This window comes from Salegentibacter maritimus (genome assembly GCF_016236915.1).
Taxonomy (GTDB): Bacteria; Bacteroidota; Bacteroidia; order Flavobacteriales; family Flavobacteriaceae; genus Salegentibacter; species Salegentibacter maritimus.
This window is the reverse complement of sequence record NZ_JAEHOK010000026.1, coordinates 1-17,858: the sequence shown is the minus strand read 5'-3', so window position 1 is coordinate 17,858 and position 17,858 is coordinate 1. Positions and strand designations below refer to the sequence as shown.

Sequence of the window (17,858 nt, the reverse complement as noted above, 5' to 3'; positions counted from 1 at the left end):
TTTTACTTATAAATTGATTTAATATTTTCTTCTGAAAAACCAGCACTGCCAGTCATCCCTTTGCCACCTATTCCAGTTATAATATGAATATTGTCATCTACATCATAGGTGAATATATCTGTATTTTTACATTGTGAGTAGTTGCCATACCATCGTTTTGCAATTTCAAAATTTGGAAGCGCTATTATTTTTTTTGCTTCGTTAAGCATAAACTCATCTAATTCCATATTTAAATCAAAGCCAAGTGCATCGGCGTTTTTTGCATCGGCATATTCATGAGAGTCTCCAATAATAACAGAACCATCGGTAGCTTGCTTAAACAGGATATGTACGCCCCATTTCTTTTGAAAAGATGTTTCAGGCTCTTTAGCTTTAATCCCTTTAAAAGATGGGCATTCAGAAAAACTTTCATATCTTCTAACGGTCCAACCTGTAAGAATAGAGCCTGGTAGCTGGTAGTTCTTTAGAGGTTTGGTTTGCATCATCTGTAGTTTGCAAACTTCAAGATTACTGGTTTCAAAAACTTCAGGGTACAGGGTTTTAAAGTCATTTCCGTTACAGATAATTACCTTAGAAGCTTTTAAAGTTTTATTCATAGAGGTGGTTATCTCAACCCGACCCTGTAACGGTTCGCAATGTAATACATTAAGATTGTTCATTACTTCAAGACCCAATTTATCAATTAGGTATTTATGTAGCCTTGTAATCATAAGCCTCGGCTCTACAGTAATTTCGTCTGGAAAAAATAATCCGGCAATTACATAATTACTTCGCAATCCTGGATATTTTCTTAAACATTCTTCCTTAGTGAGAAGTAAAGATTTATAGTTATTTCTTTTGTTAATACTGTAGAGTTCTTCTAATAGTTGGAGTTCCTCCTCATTTGAGGCTATATATACAGTACCGTTTTGTCTGGCTGAAATATCGTATTCAGATTGAATACTTTTATATATTTCAAGACTGCGTCTTCCGTATGCTTGCCATTTGCTGTCCATACCCGATGGTACTACCTGACCAAAGTTTCTGACCGTAGCACCCATTGGCTGAATATTTTTTTCAATCAAGGCAACTTTTAAACCTTTCTTGAGAGCATGATAGGCGTGAAATGTTCCTAACACTCCACCACCTATTATTATTAAATCATATTGTTTCTGCATTGGTTTTAAATAAACACCCTAAATTTATTAATTGTAAAAATAATTTACAAATATTAAAAATTTGAATTGTTTAGCAATGTTAAATCTTAACTATGTGCTTGTTTTTTTTAGGGATGAATTAGTATTAGTTTTGTTTATTTTTAAAGTAATAGATATTACCGGCGAAATCGCATATAAAGAAACCATCTTTGGTTATTGCCGCAGATGTTAAAACAGGGGAACCTAAATAAGTTTTCCAGGTTGTAGCCCCTGTTGTTGCATTTAATTTATAGAGCCATCCATCCATAGCACCAAAAATTAATTCATTACCAACTAAAATAGGGGTTGATTCAATACTACGTTGTTGGTCAGAAAAGTATTGGGGGGTATAGAATATGGCAGGTAGTACTTCGTGTTCCCATATTTTTCTTCCTGTTTTTCGTTCTATAGCTGCAATTCCCGGGTCTGATCCTGCGATATAAATATTCTTATTTGTAACAATAGGGGTCGTTGTACTTTTATTGTTCATAAGGGTATTGATGGTCTTAATAGTTTTTCCGGTATCGGGATTTAGTAAATGAATAGTTCCGTTGTCGCCATCGTTTTCTGCAACCCATAAAGTATTCTCTTTGTAAAGAACATTTCCATTTCTAAAACGTAAGCCTTTATCGCTTCTCTTCCATAAGAGTTTCCCTGTTTTTAAATCATGCCCGTAAAGGCCATTCCAGTTTGATGATGTAACAAGAATATTATCCGCAATCGTCATAGTAGGTGTAGAGCCCTGACCTCCATTCCATTCCTGATTGGTCCATATTGTTTTTCCGGTTCTGGTATCAAGAGCAGAAAGGGTATTGCCAAATCCTGTATAGACAATATTGTTTTTTGTTACAGTTCCGGAAATAAGCGCCGGTAACCTATTATAGTTGAGGTCTTTTTCCCATTTTACTTTTCCTGTTTCTATGTCGATAGCGTATACAAAACCTTGTAAATCGGTAGCGATAACTATACCTTCGGAAATAATCATTTGGTTTTTAATCCCATTTTTTGTTTGATACTTCCACCGTTTTTTACCGGTTGAAGCATTATAACATACAATATAATTATCAGTAGCGTTGTTGTCATCAAAACTGGCGGTAAGAACATTGTTTTTATATAATACAGGAGAACTCATGTAAATATTTCCATTAACGTTTTTAACCCAGGCTAAGTCGTAGTTTTTTGAATGTTGAATATTGCTTACAGCGTCGTGTTGAGGGTTTCCTCCCAGATTATACCATAATCCATTAGTTGTCTGGTTAGGTGATGTTTCTTTTATAGAAAATGTTTTTTTTCTGTATAATACTTCTCCGTTATTCAAATATGCTTCAATGGCTACCGTAAAAGATGGAGATTGTTGTTTGGGAGAATAATGAGTTGACCAGTTCCAGTCTGAATTTTTGACCATCTGGTTTAGCTTTTTGTTTCTGGCTGAACTCCAGTTTAATCCATTATCATCATAAATATTGTAAGTAACACTATCTACATCAGCCTTTGAGGAATATATATTGACCGATATATCAATGTGCCCGTCGGGATTTTTAAAAGCTTTGTCTTTATGTGGGGAAACAATCTGTATAATATTGTCTACAAATGTCCATTTTAAATTCGAGGAACTATTCCCCTGTTCATCTACATTTACGACACGAAAAGATGAGGGAGAATGATCTATACCTCCTTTAGCAGCCGTTGTAGTAGCGTAAGATTTAATTTTAGATGTGCCATGGGTTTTGGTCATGTTTATATGCCAATGGCCAAAAAGCCATGCTTTGAGATTATAGTCGTTTAAATGAATAGAACTTTTTTCATCGATCTTAAAATCAAAATTCTCACCGTTTGTAAGAAGGTCGTGGTTAAAAAAGTATTTAGGCTGTTTTTCAGGATAGGTGTTCAGTAAATTTTGTAGCCATACTCCAATTTCTTTACGGGTATAGCTTGGGGCGTAGTCCCCACTCATCATAGGAGTAATTACATACAGGGAATTTCCTTCTTCAAATGCATACCATGCAGGGCCAAAATGCTTTTCAAAAAACTCCTCTCCGTAAGCTCCCTTAACAAGATCGTGGTTTCCCAGGCTGTAGTAAACGGGCGTTCCAATGGTTTGTGTAGTAACTTCTTTTGCATGCCATTCTATTCCCGACTCATAACAGATATCTCCTGAATGAATTATAAAATCGGGTCTTGTATTGTCTGAATATCTTTTAAGATCATTTAACCATTCTTTATACTCATAGGTTTCGGTATCTGATATTTGAATAAAACTAACTTTTTTTCTCTTTTCCTTTTCTTCTATTGCAAAATCATAACTTTTAATATCATCTTCTATATGAATGTAACGTTTTTTTACTGCGTGATTAGCATTAGGATATAGGGTTACAAAGCGTGCCTTTTCCCATTTAGGTAAAAAGAATTCCCCTTCTTTATTTGTTTTTACAACATGAAGGCCGTTAGATAAAATGGCCCCTTCAATGCCTCTTTCTTTTTCGTCTTTTTTTCCATTTCCATTATCATCTTTATAAACAACTCCCTGAACCTGGGCACTTGCCGTAAGAAAAAAAATGTTTGCAAGTATAAGACTGATATAATAGGGTAATTTTTTCATAATAATTTTAAATAAAGCAAAGCCTATATAACAGGCTTTGCAATTATAATTTCAATTAATTTTTACCAGCCTGTGGGCTGCTCTAAATTAGGGTTTAAAACCAATTCATTTAAAGGTATGGGATAATAATAATATTGTGGCTCTATAAACGACTTAGGAACATTATTGTCTTGGTTAAAACCAATAAAGCCTTGATTTCCATTACTTAGATATAGGTCTGTAGGCGCACCTTCTTCATTCAAATAATAGATGGCGAGCGTACTTTTCACTGAATCTGGAACATCATTGATTGGTGAAGTTTCATCAGGTGAGTTTAGTACAGCAATATCTGGTATTCCATCGCCTGTTACGTCGTGTTCGCCAAGTTCGGAGATATAAATTCCAAATTGTGGCTTTGCCATGGTGGTACCTGCTTTCCATCGATACATATCTTGCTCCCTAAATCCTTCGCAAGCCAACTCTACGCGTCTTTCCCTTCTAAGTTCGAGTATAAGGCCCTGGTTTTCTCCTTCAATATTAGGATATTGCTTAACAAGGGCTGGGTCTAAGGATGAATTTGCTGAAGCTATGTCTAAATGAGGCATTCCAACTCTGTCTCTTAGCTTATTAATACTTTTATCAATATCTGCCTGAGCGATTATTCCAAGTTCTGCCTTTGCTTCGGCATAGTTTAGTAGCACTTCGCTATAACGGTAAATCATTAAGTCATTATAAGAACGCTGCCAGCCTAATTTATTTTCTTCTTTTGGCCAAAACTTGATCTGATTGTAACCACCGTATGATAGCCTGGTCACAAACGCAGAAGGAGATCCGGGGCGAGTATAACCTGGTGCCATTATTGTTTGAGCCATTCTTGGGTCTCTGTTTTTAAAAATTTCAGTGATGCTTTTTTGCTCGTTATTTACTGATGCAGTAAAAGATGTTCCATCAGCCATAAGATATGAATCAGCCAAAGATTTGCTCAATCCCCAATAATAATCAAACACAACCCCATTTTGGTTGGTGCGTTCACTTGAGTTATAATCTAAGTACATAATTGCTTCAGGATTGCTACTTTGGTTTTCCATGGCAAATAGGTTTCTATAATCTTCTGAAGCATTTCCGGTGCTATAAAGACTAAAATTACCACTACTAATTATCTCATTGGCCGCTGAAGCTGCTCGGTTTAGAAAGCGTTCAGAATCATCAATACTGATTTCGTCATGATATTTTCGGAAAGTCCCCTCGTATAAACAAAACCTGGATAATTCAGCCATAACAGCCCACTTGCTTAATCTTGTTTTATCTGAGCTTTCATTTATATGTTTAACTGCAAATTCAAGATCTGACATAATCGAGTCAACCACAAGTTCTCTCGAATCATTAGGTTTATATAAGAGGTTCTCATCTCCGGTTTCAATTGGTTTAGAATACCAGGGCACGCTTCCAAAACGCTTAATTTTAGCAATATAAAATCGGGCTCTGAAATATTTTGCAATCCCCACATAATGATTAATTTCGCTTTTATCGCCTTCTGCTTCCCTGTAATTTGTTAAAAGATAATTGATGTTTCTTAGTTGGGCCCAATTCCAGCCTCCATTAACTGTCTCAGGAGAAATAGTTCCTCGTAGCTTATCTTCAAGTTCACTTCCCTGAGAATACTGAGCCATATTATCTGTAGAATAATCACTGGTACTAACTCCTAAATAGTCATAGAATTCATTTGTATAAGTTTCGAGATCTTTAGGATTGTTAAAAAAGTTTTCTCCTGTAATATCAGTTTCGGGAATTCGATCCAGGAAATCATCTTCGCATCCCTGTAATAATAGTGCAAGGGCTGATATATATAATAGTATTTTTTTCATGATTTTAATATTAAAAGTTTATTGAAGCACCTACCGAGTATGTTTTCTGGAACGGATAGGCTGTTGTGGAACCTAATATTTCGGGATCTAGGTATTCGTATAGGTTTGTGATTTCGAATAAATTTTCCCCACTAAGATATATACGGACATTGCTGATAGATGTATTTTTAAATGCACCTTTAGGAACTGTATAGCCCAGGGTGATATTTTTCATTCTTATATAAGCAGCATCTTGTAGATATTTTGTTTGTGAGATCCCTAATTCTTTATTTGTTTCAGCAACATATGATTTAGGCCTTGGGAAATATGCGTTTGGATTTTCAGGGGTCCAATGGTCAAGGTTTTTTTGAGTTACACTAGCCCACGGTTGGGCATATATACCCCAGAAATAGTGATTTCCTGCTCCAGGATACCAATCTCTTTTTCCAACTCCCTGGAAAAACATTCTTAAATCAAAGTTATTCCAATTCGCATTTAAATCAAGTCCAAAAGTATAGCGAGGGGTAGAGTTTCCAATAAGCTTGTAATCCCCATGATTTTCTAAAGTCCATTCGCCTCCGTTTATTTCTCCATCACCATTTAAATCTGCAAATTTTATGTCTCCGGCTTCAATAGGACGTTGACTGGGGTAGGATGCTACAGCAGTTTGATTTGGAGAATTACTTACCTCTTCGTTGCTTTGAAAATATCCTAATGTTGTTAATCCCCATATTTCACCAATCTCTTTTCCAACATAGTATTTGTTCAAGGATCCCGCAGGATTGTCAAATTTCTCAATAAATGTTCTGTTGTCGGCAAGATTGAAACGAACATTATACCTAAAATCATCACCTCCTAATTTAAACTGATCTTTCCAACTAATTTCAGTTTCCCAGCCTTTAGTAACTAGGTCAGCAGCATTTTCTAAAGGTTCATTAGTGCCTAAAACAGAAGGAAGATCTTTACCTTGTGTAAGCATATCTTTGGTATATCTTCGGTACCAGTCGAAACCTACATTAAGCTTATTTGAAAAAAGCCCCATGTCTATACCAGCGTTTAAAGTTGTTACAGTTTCCCAGGTTAAGGTAGAAGAGACCAACCCCGGACTAATTACTGAAGTAGGACGTTCGCCGTTTAGAATAGCAGAAGTTTGCTGGGTTGATAATGAGGGAATATAGGGATATACATCGTTAATATTTTGATTGCCCAGTGAACCGTATGATCCCCTAACTTTTAGTAGATTAAAAAATGTTTCGTCATTAAAGAAGTTCTCTTTAGAAATAATCCAGCCGGCAGATACAGATGGATTAAATGCCCATCGATCTTTTTTAGGAAATCTTGAACTTCCATCATAACGACCGTTTGTTTCTACGATATACTTGTCTTTAAAAATATAATTAAGTCTATAGAAGAGTCCCTGAGTGGCCCAGGAATATAAATCCTGGCTAGCGTTTGAGGTTCCTGTGGCCAGGTTCACAGTTGGTAATTCCTCTGAAATAAGATCGTTTTTATAGGCATCTTTATAGTTATTAAAAAACTCTTCCTGGTTGTATCCCACTATAGCATTTAAATAATGCGCTTTATTAAAAGTATTGGTGTAGGTGGCATAAATATTATAATTGTTCTGCTCCAGATCTAAAGAATAAAAGGAGGCATAACTATTATTTCTTGTTCTACTAACATTGTTAGGTCCAGATTTATATTCTAGGGGAACCTGGTAAGTCTCATTTGTTTTGTTTTTTCTTCTGAAACTGGCATCGGCATTAACAAAGAACTTATCTTTAATTAAATCTAATTGAGCGTTGAATTTCGTGAAGAAAGTTCTCTCTTTGGTTATTTTATTTCCAGTCTCCAACGCTCCAATGGTATTTGCATAGCCTGAAGTGGGACTTCCATCAGGATTAAATAAAGGGGTTAAAGAAGGTTGCCTATTTACATTATGGAAAAATAGCCAGGCATTTGCTGTAGGTTCGTCGTATTGGTTTGCGTTGAACCAGGTATTATTTCCTATTGTTAACCAATCGGTTACATTAAAGTTAAGTTTAGATCTTAGGTTATATCTGTTATAAATGTCATTATTGTATTTTAACATACCTTCTTGCTTAAAGGCTTCTGCACCAAGCAAGAAACTACTTTTGTCCTTTTTTTGGGATAAAGTAACGTTGTGGTTTTGTGTACTTGAATAACTATTGTAAACTTCATCAAACCAGTCAGTCTGTGCAAAATATTGCCAGTTGTTTGAATTTCGGTCATCCAGCCTCACATTAGGGGTGTCAGGATCATTAGAAACCTGTTGCGCATATTCAAGAGCATTATCTGAATATAAATCGTAAAATGGTGATGCCATTACATCACGATAACTTGCTACCTGATATGGATCGGTTACAATTTCAGGTAGGTTAGTCACCGATCTGAAACTGAAATTAGAATTCACCTGTAGCTTTAATTTGTTTGAAGAGGCTTCTTTTGTTGTAATTAAAATTACTCCAAATGAGGCACGAGAGCCATAAATAGCAGCCGATGCGGCATCTTTTAGTACAGATACAGAGGCGATATCGTTAGGATTGATCAAATTGAAATCCTGAGTAGATGTGGGAACCCCGTCAATAACTATTAAAGGACTACCACCAGAAATAGATTCGTAACCTCTTATATTAAAATCAGGGCTTGCTCCGGGTTGACCACTTGAGTTATTTACGTTTAAATTTCCTATTGCACCTTGTAGTGCTGATCCTGCATTAGTAATAGGTCTACTTTTAAAATATTCATCTTCAACCTGGGCAACAGCTCCTGATAAATTAACTTTCTTTTTCTTTCCATAGCCCACAACAACTATTTGTTCCAATGATTGAGTGTCCATTTCCAGGGTAATATCTATAAAGCTGTTATTGGTAACTTTATGTTCTTTGGTTTTATATCCTACAAAAGATATTACCAAAACAGGATTTGAACTGTTTGTTGTTAACTCAAAATTGCCGTCAAAATCTGTTGAAACAGCATTCGAGGTTCCTTTTTCCATTACAGTGGCACCCGGTAGAGGAGAAGAGGTGTCTGAAACCCTGCCCTCGAGCTTTACTTGTTGCGCTAAAGACATACAAGTTGTCATCAAAAGGCAAAGAAACATTAAAATGTTTAGTCTTTTCATTACTTGTTTTATTACTATTAGTTAATTTTAAGCAATATTAGCTTTAAAAATTTACTATAAGTAAACAACAGGGTTAACAAATAATAAACAAAATAATTTATTTAAGTAAAATAAATGTTAAGAGAAAGATGTCTTAAATGTATAATTCGGGAAATTTTATCCTTTGAATTTATATTTGGTAGAATTAATAGTAAACTACCTCAGTACAAGCCCATGAGGCATTCGTTGTAAACAAATTTTTAATTGCGGGGCAAGCCTCGGGGTATTACATCCTTTGTCAGTGCCAATAAAGATGTCTTAAGGCTTTGACGGTTATCCATACGTAGGTAGAAAAGATAGTCTTAGTACCTAGCAATAATTTGAAAATTAGAGGAGCATTGAACCGGAGTCTGTCACATGGTCTGAAAATTTTTATAAAACTACAATTCAGTCTTATTTATATATACGCTTGGTTATTGAACTGAGTTCAATAACGCAAAAAGTATGTTACGTAAGAAAATTTTGGGCAAAAACGATTTATGGGACTAGAGGGGGAAGAAAACCGGTAGTTCTCAAACTAATGTATTAATTACAACTTTTATTCATACCTAAGTGACTCTATAGGATCTTGTTTTGCAGCTTTAGCTGCCGGGTAACTTCCGGCGAGAATAGCCACCAAAATAGTAATAGCGGTGGCCCAAAGAATAGCTACCCATGGAGTGGTGAAATCAAAATCGGCTGCTGCCGAAACCCCCATTCCAATTAATATACCCAAAATAATTCCAAGGATACCGCCTAATTGTCCAATAATAAGGGTTTCCATAAAAAATTGGGTTGCAATTGTTCGTCTTTTTGCTCCCAGGGCTTTTCGAACCCCAATTTCACGTGTTCTTTCGGTAACACTCACCAACATAATATTCATTAAGGCAATAGAAGAACCAAATATGGTGATGATAGAAATAATCCATGCAGCGTAATTTAGATAGCTGGTAATGGAAAAAATTCGATTAATGAGATCGTCACTTCGTTCCAGGCCAAAATTATTTTCTTCTATAGGGTTGAGTTTCCTGATATTTCTAAAGGTTAAAATCGCCTCATCTTGCGCACCTTCTAATAACTCTTTATCATCAACTTTTACGCTTACCGCATAGTTAATTTGAGGTTGGGTAAACATAGAGCGTGCTACCTGTATAGGCATTAAAACCCGTAGATCTTGATTATTCCCGAAAGTAGAACCTTTAGATTCAAGTATTCCAATAACCCTAAATTTCGCCCCTCTAATGCTAATTACTTTGTCTATAGGATCTTCTCCTTTAAAAAGGCCTTCGGGTTTAGCAAAATCAGAGCCCAGAATTACTACATTATTATTGTTTTGAATATCAAAAATATTAAATTCACGTCCGGTTTCCAGGTTTAGCCCAGAGTTCTCAAGAAAGTTCTCATTTACGCCAAGCACTCTTACCTCGGGATCGGTTTTTTCGTTAAGATATTTTACTTCGGCAACTGTAGTTCCGGTAAATGATACTGCAGTTTGTGCTTTTGGATATTGATAATTCTCTTCAAACTTTCTAACTTCCCGATAGCTTATTATTGGGTTTACTTTTTCTATCTCACCACCGCCACGACGTTGGGAATTAAATTCATAACGTTGTATATTGAAGGTGTTGGCTCCCATAGAAGCAAAATCACTACTAATGGTATTTTCTAAAGCAGTTACCGCACTTAAAATCCCTACCAAAGCTGTGATGCCAATAGCGATAATTAATACGGTAAGTATGGTTCGTAATAGTTGACTTTTAATTGAATTAAAAGCGATACTTACATTTTCCTTAAATAACCCAAACATAGAAATTGTTTTCAGTGCTATTTAGTTAGACTTCATAAGTGGAAGAATGTTACTTAAAATCTGAAATTTGTTTGGGTTCATTTAAAATTTAAGATATTTGCAGCGCTGTTTAAAGCGCATTGTAGCGTTCAAATTAAACTAAAAAAGTACTTATACCTTACATATTTTATGGCACAAAAACCTTCTATCCCAAAGGGAACTCGAGATTTTAACCCGGCCGAAGTTGCTAAAAGAAATTTTATTTTCGATAAAATTAAAACCGAATTTAAAAAATTTGGTTTTCAACCAATAGAAACCCCAAGTTTTGAGAACTCTGATACCCTTATGGGAAAATATGGGGAAGAAGGAGATCGATTAATTTTTAAAATTTTGAATTCGGGCGATTTTCTAAAGAAGGCTAATGCTGAAGCTTATCAGGCTAAAGACAGTTTAAAGATTACTTCTTCCATTAGTGAAAAAGCCTTACGATATGATCTTACCGTACCTTTTGCCCGCTATGTGGTACAACATCAAAATGAAATAGATTTTCCTTTTAAACGCTACCAAATTCAACCGGTATGGCGTGCCGATAGGCCACAAAAAGGACGTTTTAGAGAGTTTTTTCAGTGTGATGCAGATGTAGTTGGCAGTAAAAGCCTTTGGCAGGAAGTGGAGTTCGTACAATTATACGATGCCGTTTTTTCAGCTTTAAAATTAAAAGGGGTTACTATTAAAATTAATAATAGAAAGGTACTTTCTGGCTTTGCTGAAGTTATTGGCGAAAAGGATAAACTTATCGATTTTACAGTAGCACTGGATAAACTGGATAAAATAGGCGAAGAAGGTGTAAAGAAAGAAATGTTGCAAAAAGGAATTTCTGAAAACGCCATTGAAAAAATTCAGCCAATCTTTAGTCTAAAAGGTTCTTTTACTGAAAAAATTGTTGGAATTAAAGAAATATTGGCTGATTCTGAAACTGGAAAAGAAGGTATTAAGGAATTGGAATTTATTGAAAAAGCAATTGCTGAAATGCCATTAAAGACAGCGAAACTTGATTTAGATGTGACCCTGGCCCGCGGACTTAACTATTATACCGGGGCTATTTTTGAAGTTTCTGCACCAGAAAATGTAAAAATGGGTTCTATTGGTGGTGGCGGTAGATACGATGACTTAACCGGAATTTTTGGTCTAAAAGATATGAGTGGTGTTGGAATTTCATTTGGCCTGGACCGTATTTACCTTGTTCTGGAGGAGCTTGATCTTTTTCCCAAAGCAGTAACCCAAAACACCAGGGCTCTTTTTATCAACTTTGGTGATAACGAAGCGCTATATGCATTAAAGGCTGTAAATAAACTAAGAAGTGAAAATATTACTGCCGAGTTGTTTCCGGATGCTGCGAAGATGAAAAAGCAAATGAATTACGCCAATAAGCGCGAATTACCTTTTGTGATTCTGGCAGGGGCAGAAGAAATGGAATCAAAGAAGTTTACCCTTAAAAATATGAAAACAGGCGAGCAACAAAAAGTAGATTTTGCCGAACTGGTTTCGGCTTTAGCCTAAGCGTTTATTGGTACCGCCAAAGGGTGTAATACCTCGAGGTAGTTATTTATAGTTTAAGAAACTGCTTTTACAGAATCAATAGCTAAGGTTAGAAGTTTTTCTTAATCTAAATACTTTCAGGCGGTTTCATTACAACTGAATTTAATTTTCAATAAAAACAGTCCCGGGGAACTATTTCTTCGGGACTATTTTTTTATTTCAATTTATAGGTGGATATTAATCCTGGGTTTCACTCGCTTTATTTAAAACCTCCATATCTTCTTGAGATAGGTTTACTTCAATAGCCTCAATAAAGGACTTAAGGTGAGAAGATTTGGTAGCACTGGCAATTGGTGCGCTCACCCCGGGTCTTTTCATTAACCAGGCAAGCGCAATACCGGCTTGAGAAACCTGATGTTTTTCAGAAATTTGGTCCAGGCTTTTTAGGATTTTTTCTCCGCGTGGGTTTAAAAACTTTTCTGTAAATATTTTCCTGTCTTTTCCTTCAAAATCTTCTTTTTTACGATATTTTCCCGTAAGAAATCCGCTGGCGAGAGAAAAATAAGGAACTACCCCTAATTGGTTTTTAGAACAAATTTCTTCTATTTCTCCTTCAAACTTGTCGCGTACCATTAAATTATATTCCGGTTGAAAAACCTCATAAGGGGGCAGGTCTTTTTCTGCAGCGATGCTAAGGGATTTTTGTAATCTTTCCGCAGAAAAATTTGAAGCCCCAATATGCTTTATTTCGCCACTTGATATAAAACTCTGGTAAGCTTCCAGTGCCTCTTCCACAGGGGTTTCTTTATCATCATAATGAGTAAAATAAAGATCAATATAATCGGTTTGAAGTCTTAAAAGGGAATCTTTTGCCGCACCGGTAAGATAATCTCTGGAATTATTTTTTGGTCCGCCGGGTTGCAAACAAGAGCCACCTTTGGTAATAAGCGTGACTTTATCCCTTATTTTACGGGTTTTTATCCATTTACCAATAATTCTCTCTGAAGTCCCGTGAGGTACGCCATCTGCCCAACGAGAATAAACATCGGCAGTATCAATGGTGGTAAAACCCAGTTCAAAAAGTTCATCGAGCATTTTAAATGACTCTTTTTCATCTAATGTCCAACCAAACACATTTCCACCAAAAATAATTGGTGCAGATTTTATTCCGGAATTTCCTAAATTAACTTTCTCCATCTTTTCTTTTTTCCTAAAAATAAACATCCCAAAGAAGAAAGAAGAATTATCCTATTATTTTTAAATGGATTTAACGTTACAGGAAGTATTTGATACGTACTTGAGTTTTGCTAGATAAATACGGGAAAACTATAGTTCAGGATCTCCTAATCTCTCTAGAGTTTTAACCTCTATAAGTTTTGTAAAATTTTATCAATCCCGTTAAGTCTTAGATCCGGTTTATCCGCTAATTGATAAAAAATTTCTCCCGGTCTTTCTATAAAACAAGTTTTAAGGCCAGCCCGTTTTGCTCCGAGAATATCCCAGGGATGAGCAGCGACCATTAATGCTTTTTGGGCTGGAACGCGATACTTATTTAAAATATATTGATAGCTGCGAGGGTGTGGCTTATATTTTTTTACTTCTTCAACACTATGAATTCCATCAAAAATAGAATTCAGTTCAGCAAATTTCAGTTGAGATTGTAAAACATCGGGTTTACCATTACTGAAAGCGATAAGCCTGTAACCTGAGTTTTTTAATTTCTCAAGTCCCGGTTTTACATCTGGGAAGGGAGGGAGTTTAGTGATTTCTGAAATTATATTCGCTACTTCCGAATTGGTAAAGGATTTATCAAATTTATCTGAAATCATTCTAAATGTCTCCAGAGCTATTTCGGTAAAATTCCTGTAATTTTTGGTAGTAGTTTCTACCAAAGAATAATGCAATAACTTAGGAAACCAAATCTCAAAACCCATTTCATTTTTCAGGGCAGCATTTACCTCTTCTTTTAAAGTAAACATATTTAAAAGGGTATGATTTACGTCAAAAATTATGATTTTAGGCTTCATATAAAACAGGTTTAAACAAAGAAAGATAGGTTTTATTTAAATATGCTTACTAAAGAATCCATATGAAATAATAGAATTTCTATGCTGTAGAGTTTTAAAACTACTTTTAAACTATAATTGTATACCGAGTAATTAACCGGATATATTTACTCAAAAATAAGGGTGTGTTGCCGAAGGCTTGCCATAAGATGGTTTACTAAAAGTAGAAATTGTTACCGGTTTTAAGGTGATTTCGCAATAGTTATATTCAGATTTTGAATAAATTGATTTGGCCAATTCTAAAAATCAGACTAGGTGTTACAACAAAATTTTACTTGACCCTTTTGGGAGAAGCTCAATAATTTTTTTAAATAATAATTTTTCACTAAATTTAGTATAGAATTTTCTCCCCAGATTATCCCCAAAATACAATATTACAGTTCTTAAATTTTGTATGCTTTTTATTGAGTGGTAGAATGTTTTATTTGCTATCCCCAAATAATTTTTGTCTTGAAGTTTACAGTTATACAACTTCTTGTAATTCGTAAGACTTAATATCATGTAACCCATATAGATCTGCCCCTTAGTAATGACCATTTAGCACCTATCGTGATTTATTGGAATCAATTTTTTGACTAAATATATAAAGGGATGAAAAATAATAACTTTCTAAGGGGATGTACCTTTATTTTATTCGCAATATCCTGGGCAGGTTTTTTTAACCTTAGTCTATATGCGCAAAGCTTTTCCCAAAGCAACCTAGACTTTAATGGAAATGGCTCTATATCTAATGGAACTTCATTGATGTTTGGACCAGATGGGCGACTATATGTGGCTGAATATACAGGTGCTATCAAAATTTTAACTATTGAGCGCATATCGGTAACAGATTATAAAGTACTTGATATGGAGACCCTTTTGGGGATCTCAACTATTCAGGATCATAATGACGACGGTAGTCTTTACAGCTCAAGTTTTAGGGAAACAACCGGGCTTACAGTAGGAGGTACCGCAGCAAATCCTAAAATTTATGTAGCCTCTAGCGATTTTAGAATTGGTGGAGGTGGTGGAGGCGGAAGTGGAGATACAAATCTAGATACCAATTCAGGCATTATTACCCAGTTTAGCTGGAACGGAAATTCCTGGGACGTAGTTGATCTTGTTCGTGGTCTTCCGCGTTCAGAAGAAAATCATGCTACCAATGGGATGGAAATGGCAAATATAAACGGTGTAAATTATCTTATTGTAGCGCAGGGTGGCCATACAAATGCGGGTGCACCTTCAGTCAATTTCGCATACACTACAGAATATGCTCTATCTGCGGCTATCCTGGCGGTTAATTTAGATATGATAAACGGTATGCCGGTAAAAACTGATAATGGTAGAAAATATATATACGATCTTCCTACCGTAGATGACCCAACAAGGCCAAATATAAATGGTATCTCTAATCCCGATGCAGCCGGTTATGATGGGGTAGATGTTAATGATCCGTTTGGAGGAAATGATGGTTTGAATCAGGCTAAAATAGTGCCCGGCGGACCGGTACAAATTTTTTCTCCCGGCTATAGAAATTCTTATGACCTTGTCTTAACTGAAACCGGAGCTTTATATGTTACAGAAAATGGCTCGAACGGAGGTTGGGGAGGTTTTCCGTTTAATGAAGGAGGAGGAGCAGTAACCAATGATTATGATCCGAATGAGCCTGGAAGCACGGTTTCCTCTGGAGGAGAAAAGATAAATAATGAAGATCATTTGCACTTAGTGACCACAGATATTCAAAATTATAATTTCGGAAGCTTTTATGGAGGGCATCCCACGCCAATTAGGGCTAACCCGCTAGGAGCAGGATTATATACAAATCCTTCTAAAAATGGTACTACCGGTGCTGTTTTTAGAACTAAAAAGTACCATCCATTGAAGAATTCCGGCGACTTTACAAATAATCCTGATGTTGCGCTTCCGGCCGACTGGCCCCCGGTTACGGTTGCCAATCCTATTGAAGGTGATTGGAGAGGACCCGGCCTGGCAAACCCCGACGGGCCCGTAGATGATCTAGTAACTATTTGGGGAACCAATACAAACGGCATAGATGAATACACCGCCAGCAATTTTAACGGTGCGATGAAGGGGAATCTTATAGCTGGTGTAAATACTGGCGAATTAAGAAGAGTAGAACTTAATCCCGATGGAAGTCTTAACAAACTTACTCCATCTTTTTTATCAGGATTAGGTGGGGACGCTTTGGGTGTTACCTGTAATAGCGATAATGAAATATTTCCGGGCACAATATGGGTAGTTACCTTGAATGGTAAACTTATTGTTTTGGAACCTCAGGATTTTGGAGAGTGTAAATTACCCGGAGATCTCGGTTATGATGCGAATGCCGACTATGATTTTGACGGTTATACGAACCAGGACGAAGAAGATAACGATACCGACCCCTGTAATGGTGGCTCACAGCCAAACGATTTTGATAAGTCTGATACCGGAGATAATGTATCAGATTTAAATGATTTAGATGATGACGCAGACGGTATACCCGATGAAAGCGATGTATTTCAATTAGGAAACCCCAAGCAATCGGGAAGCGATGCTTTTTTGCTTCCGGTATTTAATGAACTTTTTACCAGTAACACCCAATTGGGAGGGTACAAGGGACTTGGTTTAACCGGTTTGATGAATAATGGAGACCCTAACCCTAACTGGTTAAATTGGTTGGATAGACGTGATGACCCCAACGACCCTAATGAGAATGATATTCTTGGAGGTGCAATTGGAGCAATGACTATGCAAATGACTTCCGGTACAGCATTGGGTTCAAGTAATAATCAGGAAAAGGCATTTCAATATGGCATTCAGGTTCATGCTAAAGCTGGTAATTTTACGGTAGAAGGCGGTATTGCCAATTTTAATGGACCTGTGCAGCTTTATGGAACTAATTCTCCCACAAATGGAGAACTCGGATTTTTTATAGGAGATGGTACCCAAAGCAATTATATAAAATTTGTTATTAGCCCTACAGGGTTTATAGCGCTTCAGGAAATTAACGATATTCCCCAATCCCCATTAAATATCAATATTCCTGAGATTGAAAGGCCAAGCAGTAGTGTGTCATTCTATTTTGTTGTAAATCCTGTAAATGGAGAGGTAAATTTAAAATATTCGTTAGATGCAGGTGCCCAGGTTAGCATAGGTAGTATTATTGCCGAAGGATCAATTTTACAGGCTATCCAAAATACTGAAATTGATTTGGCCGTGGGCATGATAGGTACTTCCAATGCCCCTGGTGTAGAGTTAGAAGGCACCTGGGATTTTCTAAATGTAACTTCTGAAGGACCTACCATCGCCTCAGAGCTCCTTGATATTGAACGTAATGTAGGAGCGGTTACAGAAACTATTAGTCTGTTGCCATATTTTGACGATGATGCCGGTGTAGGGAACCTGACTTATAGTGTTTCGGGTAATACCAATTCAGCTGTCGGTGCTGTCATATCGGGCAGTAGCCTTAACCTAAGCTATCCCGATTCCCCGGCAGTTTCAGTGGTTACAATTCGTGCTACCGATGCCGATTCGAATTATATAGAGCAGAGTTTTTCTGTAAATGTTATAGAAGAACAGGCCATCGCTGAGGTCTTATACCGGGTAAATGCTGGGGGGGCTGCCATTACAGCGATTGATGGGAAATTGGATTGGGAAGAAGATACTGCTAACAACAATTCTGCTTATTTAAGCTACCCCGGACTTAACAGTACCTTTTCCGGAGG

General features: G+C 36.4%; 8 protein-coding genes and 1 pseudogene. 2 read left to right on the top strand and 7 right to left on the bottom strand.

Features of this window, described 5'->3' with window-relative positions:
- Positions 1-2: 2 nt before the first annotated feature.
- The 5 genes from I6U49_RS14870 to I6U49_RS14850 form a co-directional block, all read right to left on the bottom strand.
- Positions 3-1,157, bottom strand: a complete 1,155-nt coding sequence (locus tag I6U49_RS14870; RefSeq protein ID WP_198629425.1) for a TIGR03364 family FAD-dependent oxidoreductase — start codon at positions 1,155-1,157, stop codon at positions 3-5.
- Between the two features lie 124 nt (positions 1,158-1,281).
- Complete coding sequence (locus I6U49_RS14865; protein WP_198629424.1) at positions 1,282-3,774, bottom strand: outer membrane protein assembly factor BamB family protein; 2,493 nt, start codon at positions 3,772-3,774, stop codon at positions 1,282-1,284.
- 62 nt (positions 3,775-3,836) lie between these two features.
- Positions 3,837-5,618 (bottom strand): RagB/SusD family nutrient uptake outer membrane protein, encoded by a 1,782-nt coding sequence (locus tag I6U49_RS14860; RefSeq protein WP_198629423.1) that lies wholly within the window; start codon positions 5,616-5,618, stop codon positions 3,837-3,839.
- A gap of 10 nt (positions 5,619-5,628) precedes the next feature.
- The gene (locus I6U49_RS14855; RefSeq protein ID WP_198629422.1) at positions 5,629-8,742 is read right to left on the bottom strand and encodes a SusC/RagA family TonB-linked outer membrane protein; all 3,114 of its coding nucleotides are present in this window, start codon (positions 8,740-8,742) and stop codon (positions 5,629-5,631) included.
- A 577-nt stretch (positions 8,743-9,319) separates the two neighbouring features.
- Entirely contained in the window at positions 9,320-10,567 is a 1,248-nt protein-coding gene (locus I6U49_RS14850; protein WP_193709798.1) for an ABC transporter permease, read from the bottom strand.
- Between the two features lie 168 nt (positions 10,568-10,735).
- Here I6U49_RS14850 and hisS point away from each other — a divergent pair, with 168 nt between their 5' ends.
- A complete protein-coding gene (hisS, locus tag I6U49_RS14845) occupies positions 10,736-12,106 on the top strand; it encodes a histidine--tRNA ligase (protein ID WP_198629421.1) in 1,371 nt (456 codons plus the stop codon).
- Positions 12,107-12,322: 216 nt separating this feature from the next.
- Here hisS and I6U49_RS14840 read toward each other — a convergent pair whose 3' ends face one another.
- Together I6U49_RS14840 and I6U49_RS14835 are read right to left on the bottom strand one after the other, a co-directional pair.
- Complete coding sequence (locus I6U49_RS14840) at positions 12,323-13,282, bottom strand: aldo/keto reductase (protein WP_198629420.1); 960 nt, start codon at positions 13,280-13,282, stop codon at positions 12,323-12,325.
- 170 nt (positions 13,283-13,452) lie between these two features.
- A complete protein-coding gene (locus I6U49_RS14835; RefSeq protein ID WP_198629419.1) occupies positions 13,453-14,112 on the bottom strand; it encodes a haloacid dehalogenase type II in 660 nt (219 codons plus the stop codon).
- 630 nt (positions 14,113-14,742) lie between these two features.
- On the opposite strand from I6U49_RS14835, the pseudogene I6U49_RS14830 reads away from it, so the two are divergent.
- A pseudogene (locus I6U49_RS14830) lies at positions 14,743-17,858 on the top strand (PKD domain-containing protein); the annotation flags it as partial.

Bases quoted from the DNA above. Each gene is read 5' to 3' on its own strand.
- I6U49_RS14870 (WP_198629425.1), bottom strand. From the start codon at position 1,157: ATGCAGAAACAATATGATTTAATAATAATAGGTGGTGGAGTGTTAGGA.
- I6U49_RS14865 (WP_198629424.1), bottom strand. From the start codon at position 3,774: ATGAAAAAATTACCCTATTATATCAGTCTTATACTTGCAAACATTTTT.
- I6U49_RS14860 (WP_198629423.1), bottom strand. From the start codon at position 5,618: ATGAAAAAAATACTATTATATATATCAGCCCTTGCACTATTATTACAG.
- I6U49_RS14855 (WP_198629422.1), bottom strand. From the start codon at position 8,742: ATGAAAAGACTAAACATTTTAATGTTTCTTTGCCTTTTGATGACAACT.
- I6U49_RS14850 (WP_193709798.1), bottom strand. From the start codon at position 10,567: ATGTTTGGGTTATTTAAGGAAAATGTAAGTATCGCTTTTAATTCAATT.
- hisS (WP_198629421.1), top strand. From the start codon at position 10,736: ATGGCACAAAAACCTTCTATCCCAAAGGGAACTCGAGATTTTAACCCG.
- I6U49_RS14840 (WP_198629420.1), bottom strand. From the start codon at position 13,282: ATGGAGAAAGTTAATTTAGGAAATTCCGGAATAAAATCTGCACCAATT.
- I6U49_RS14835 (WP_198629419.1), bottom strand. From the start codon at position 14,112: ATGAAGCCTAAAATCATAATTTTTGACGTAAATCATACCCTTTTAAAT.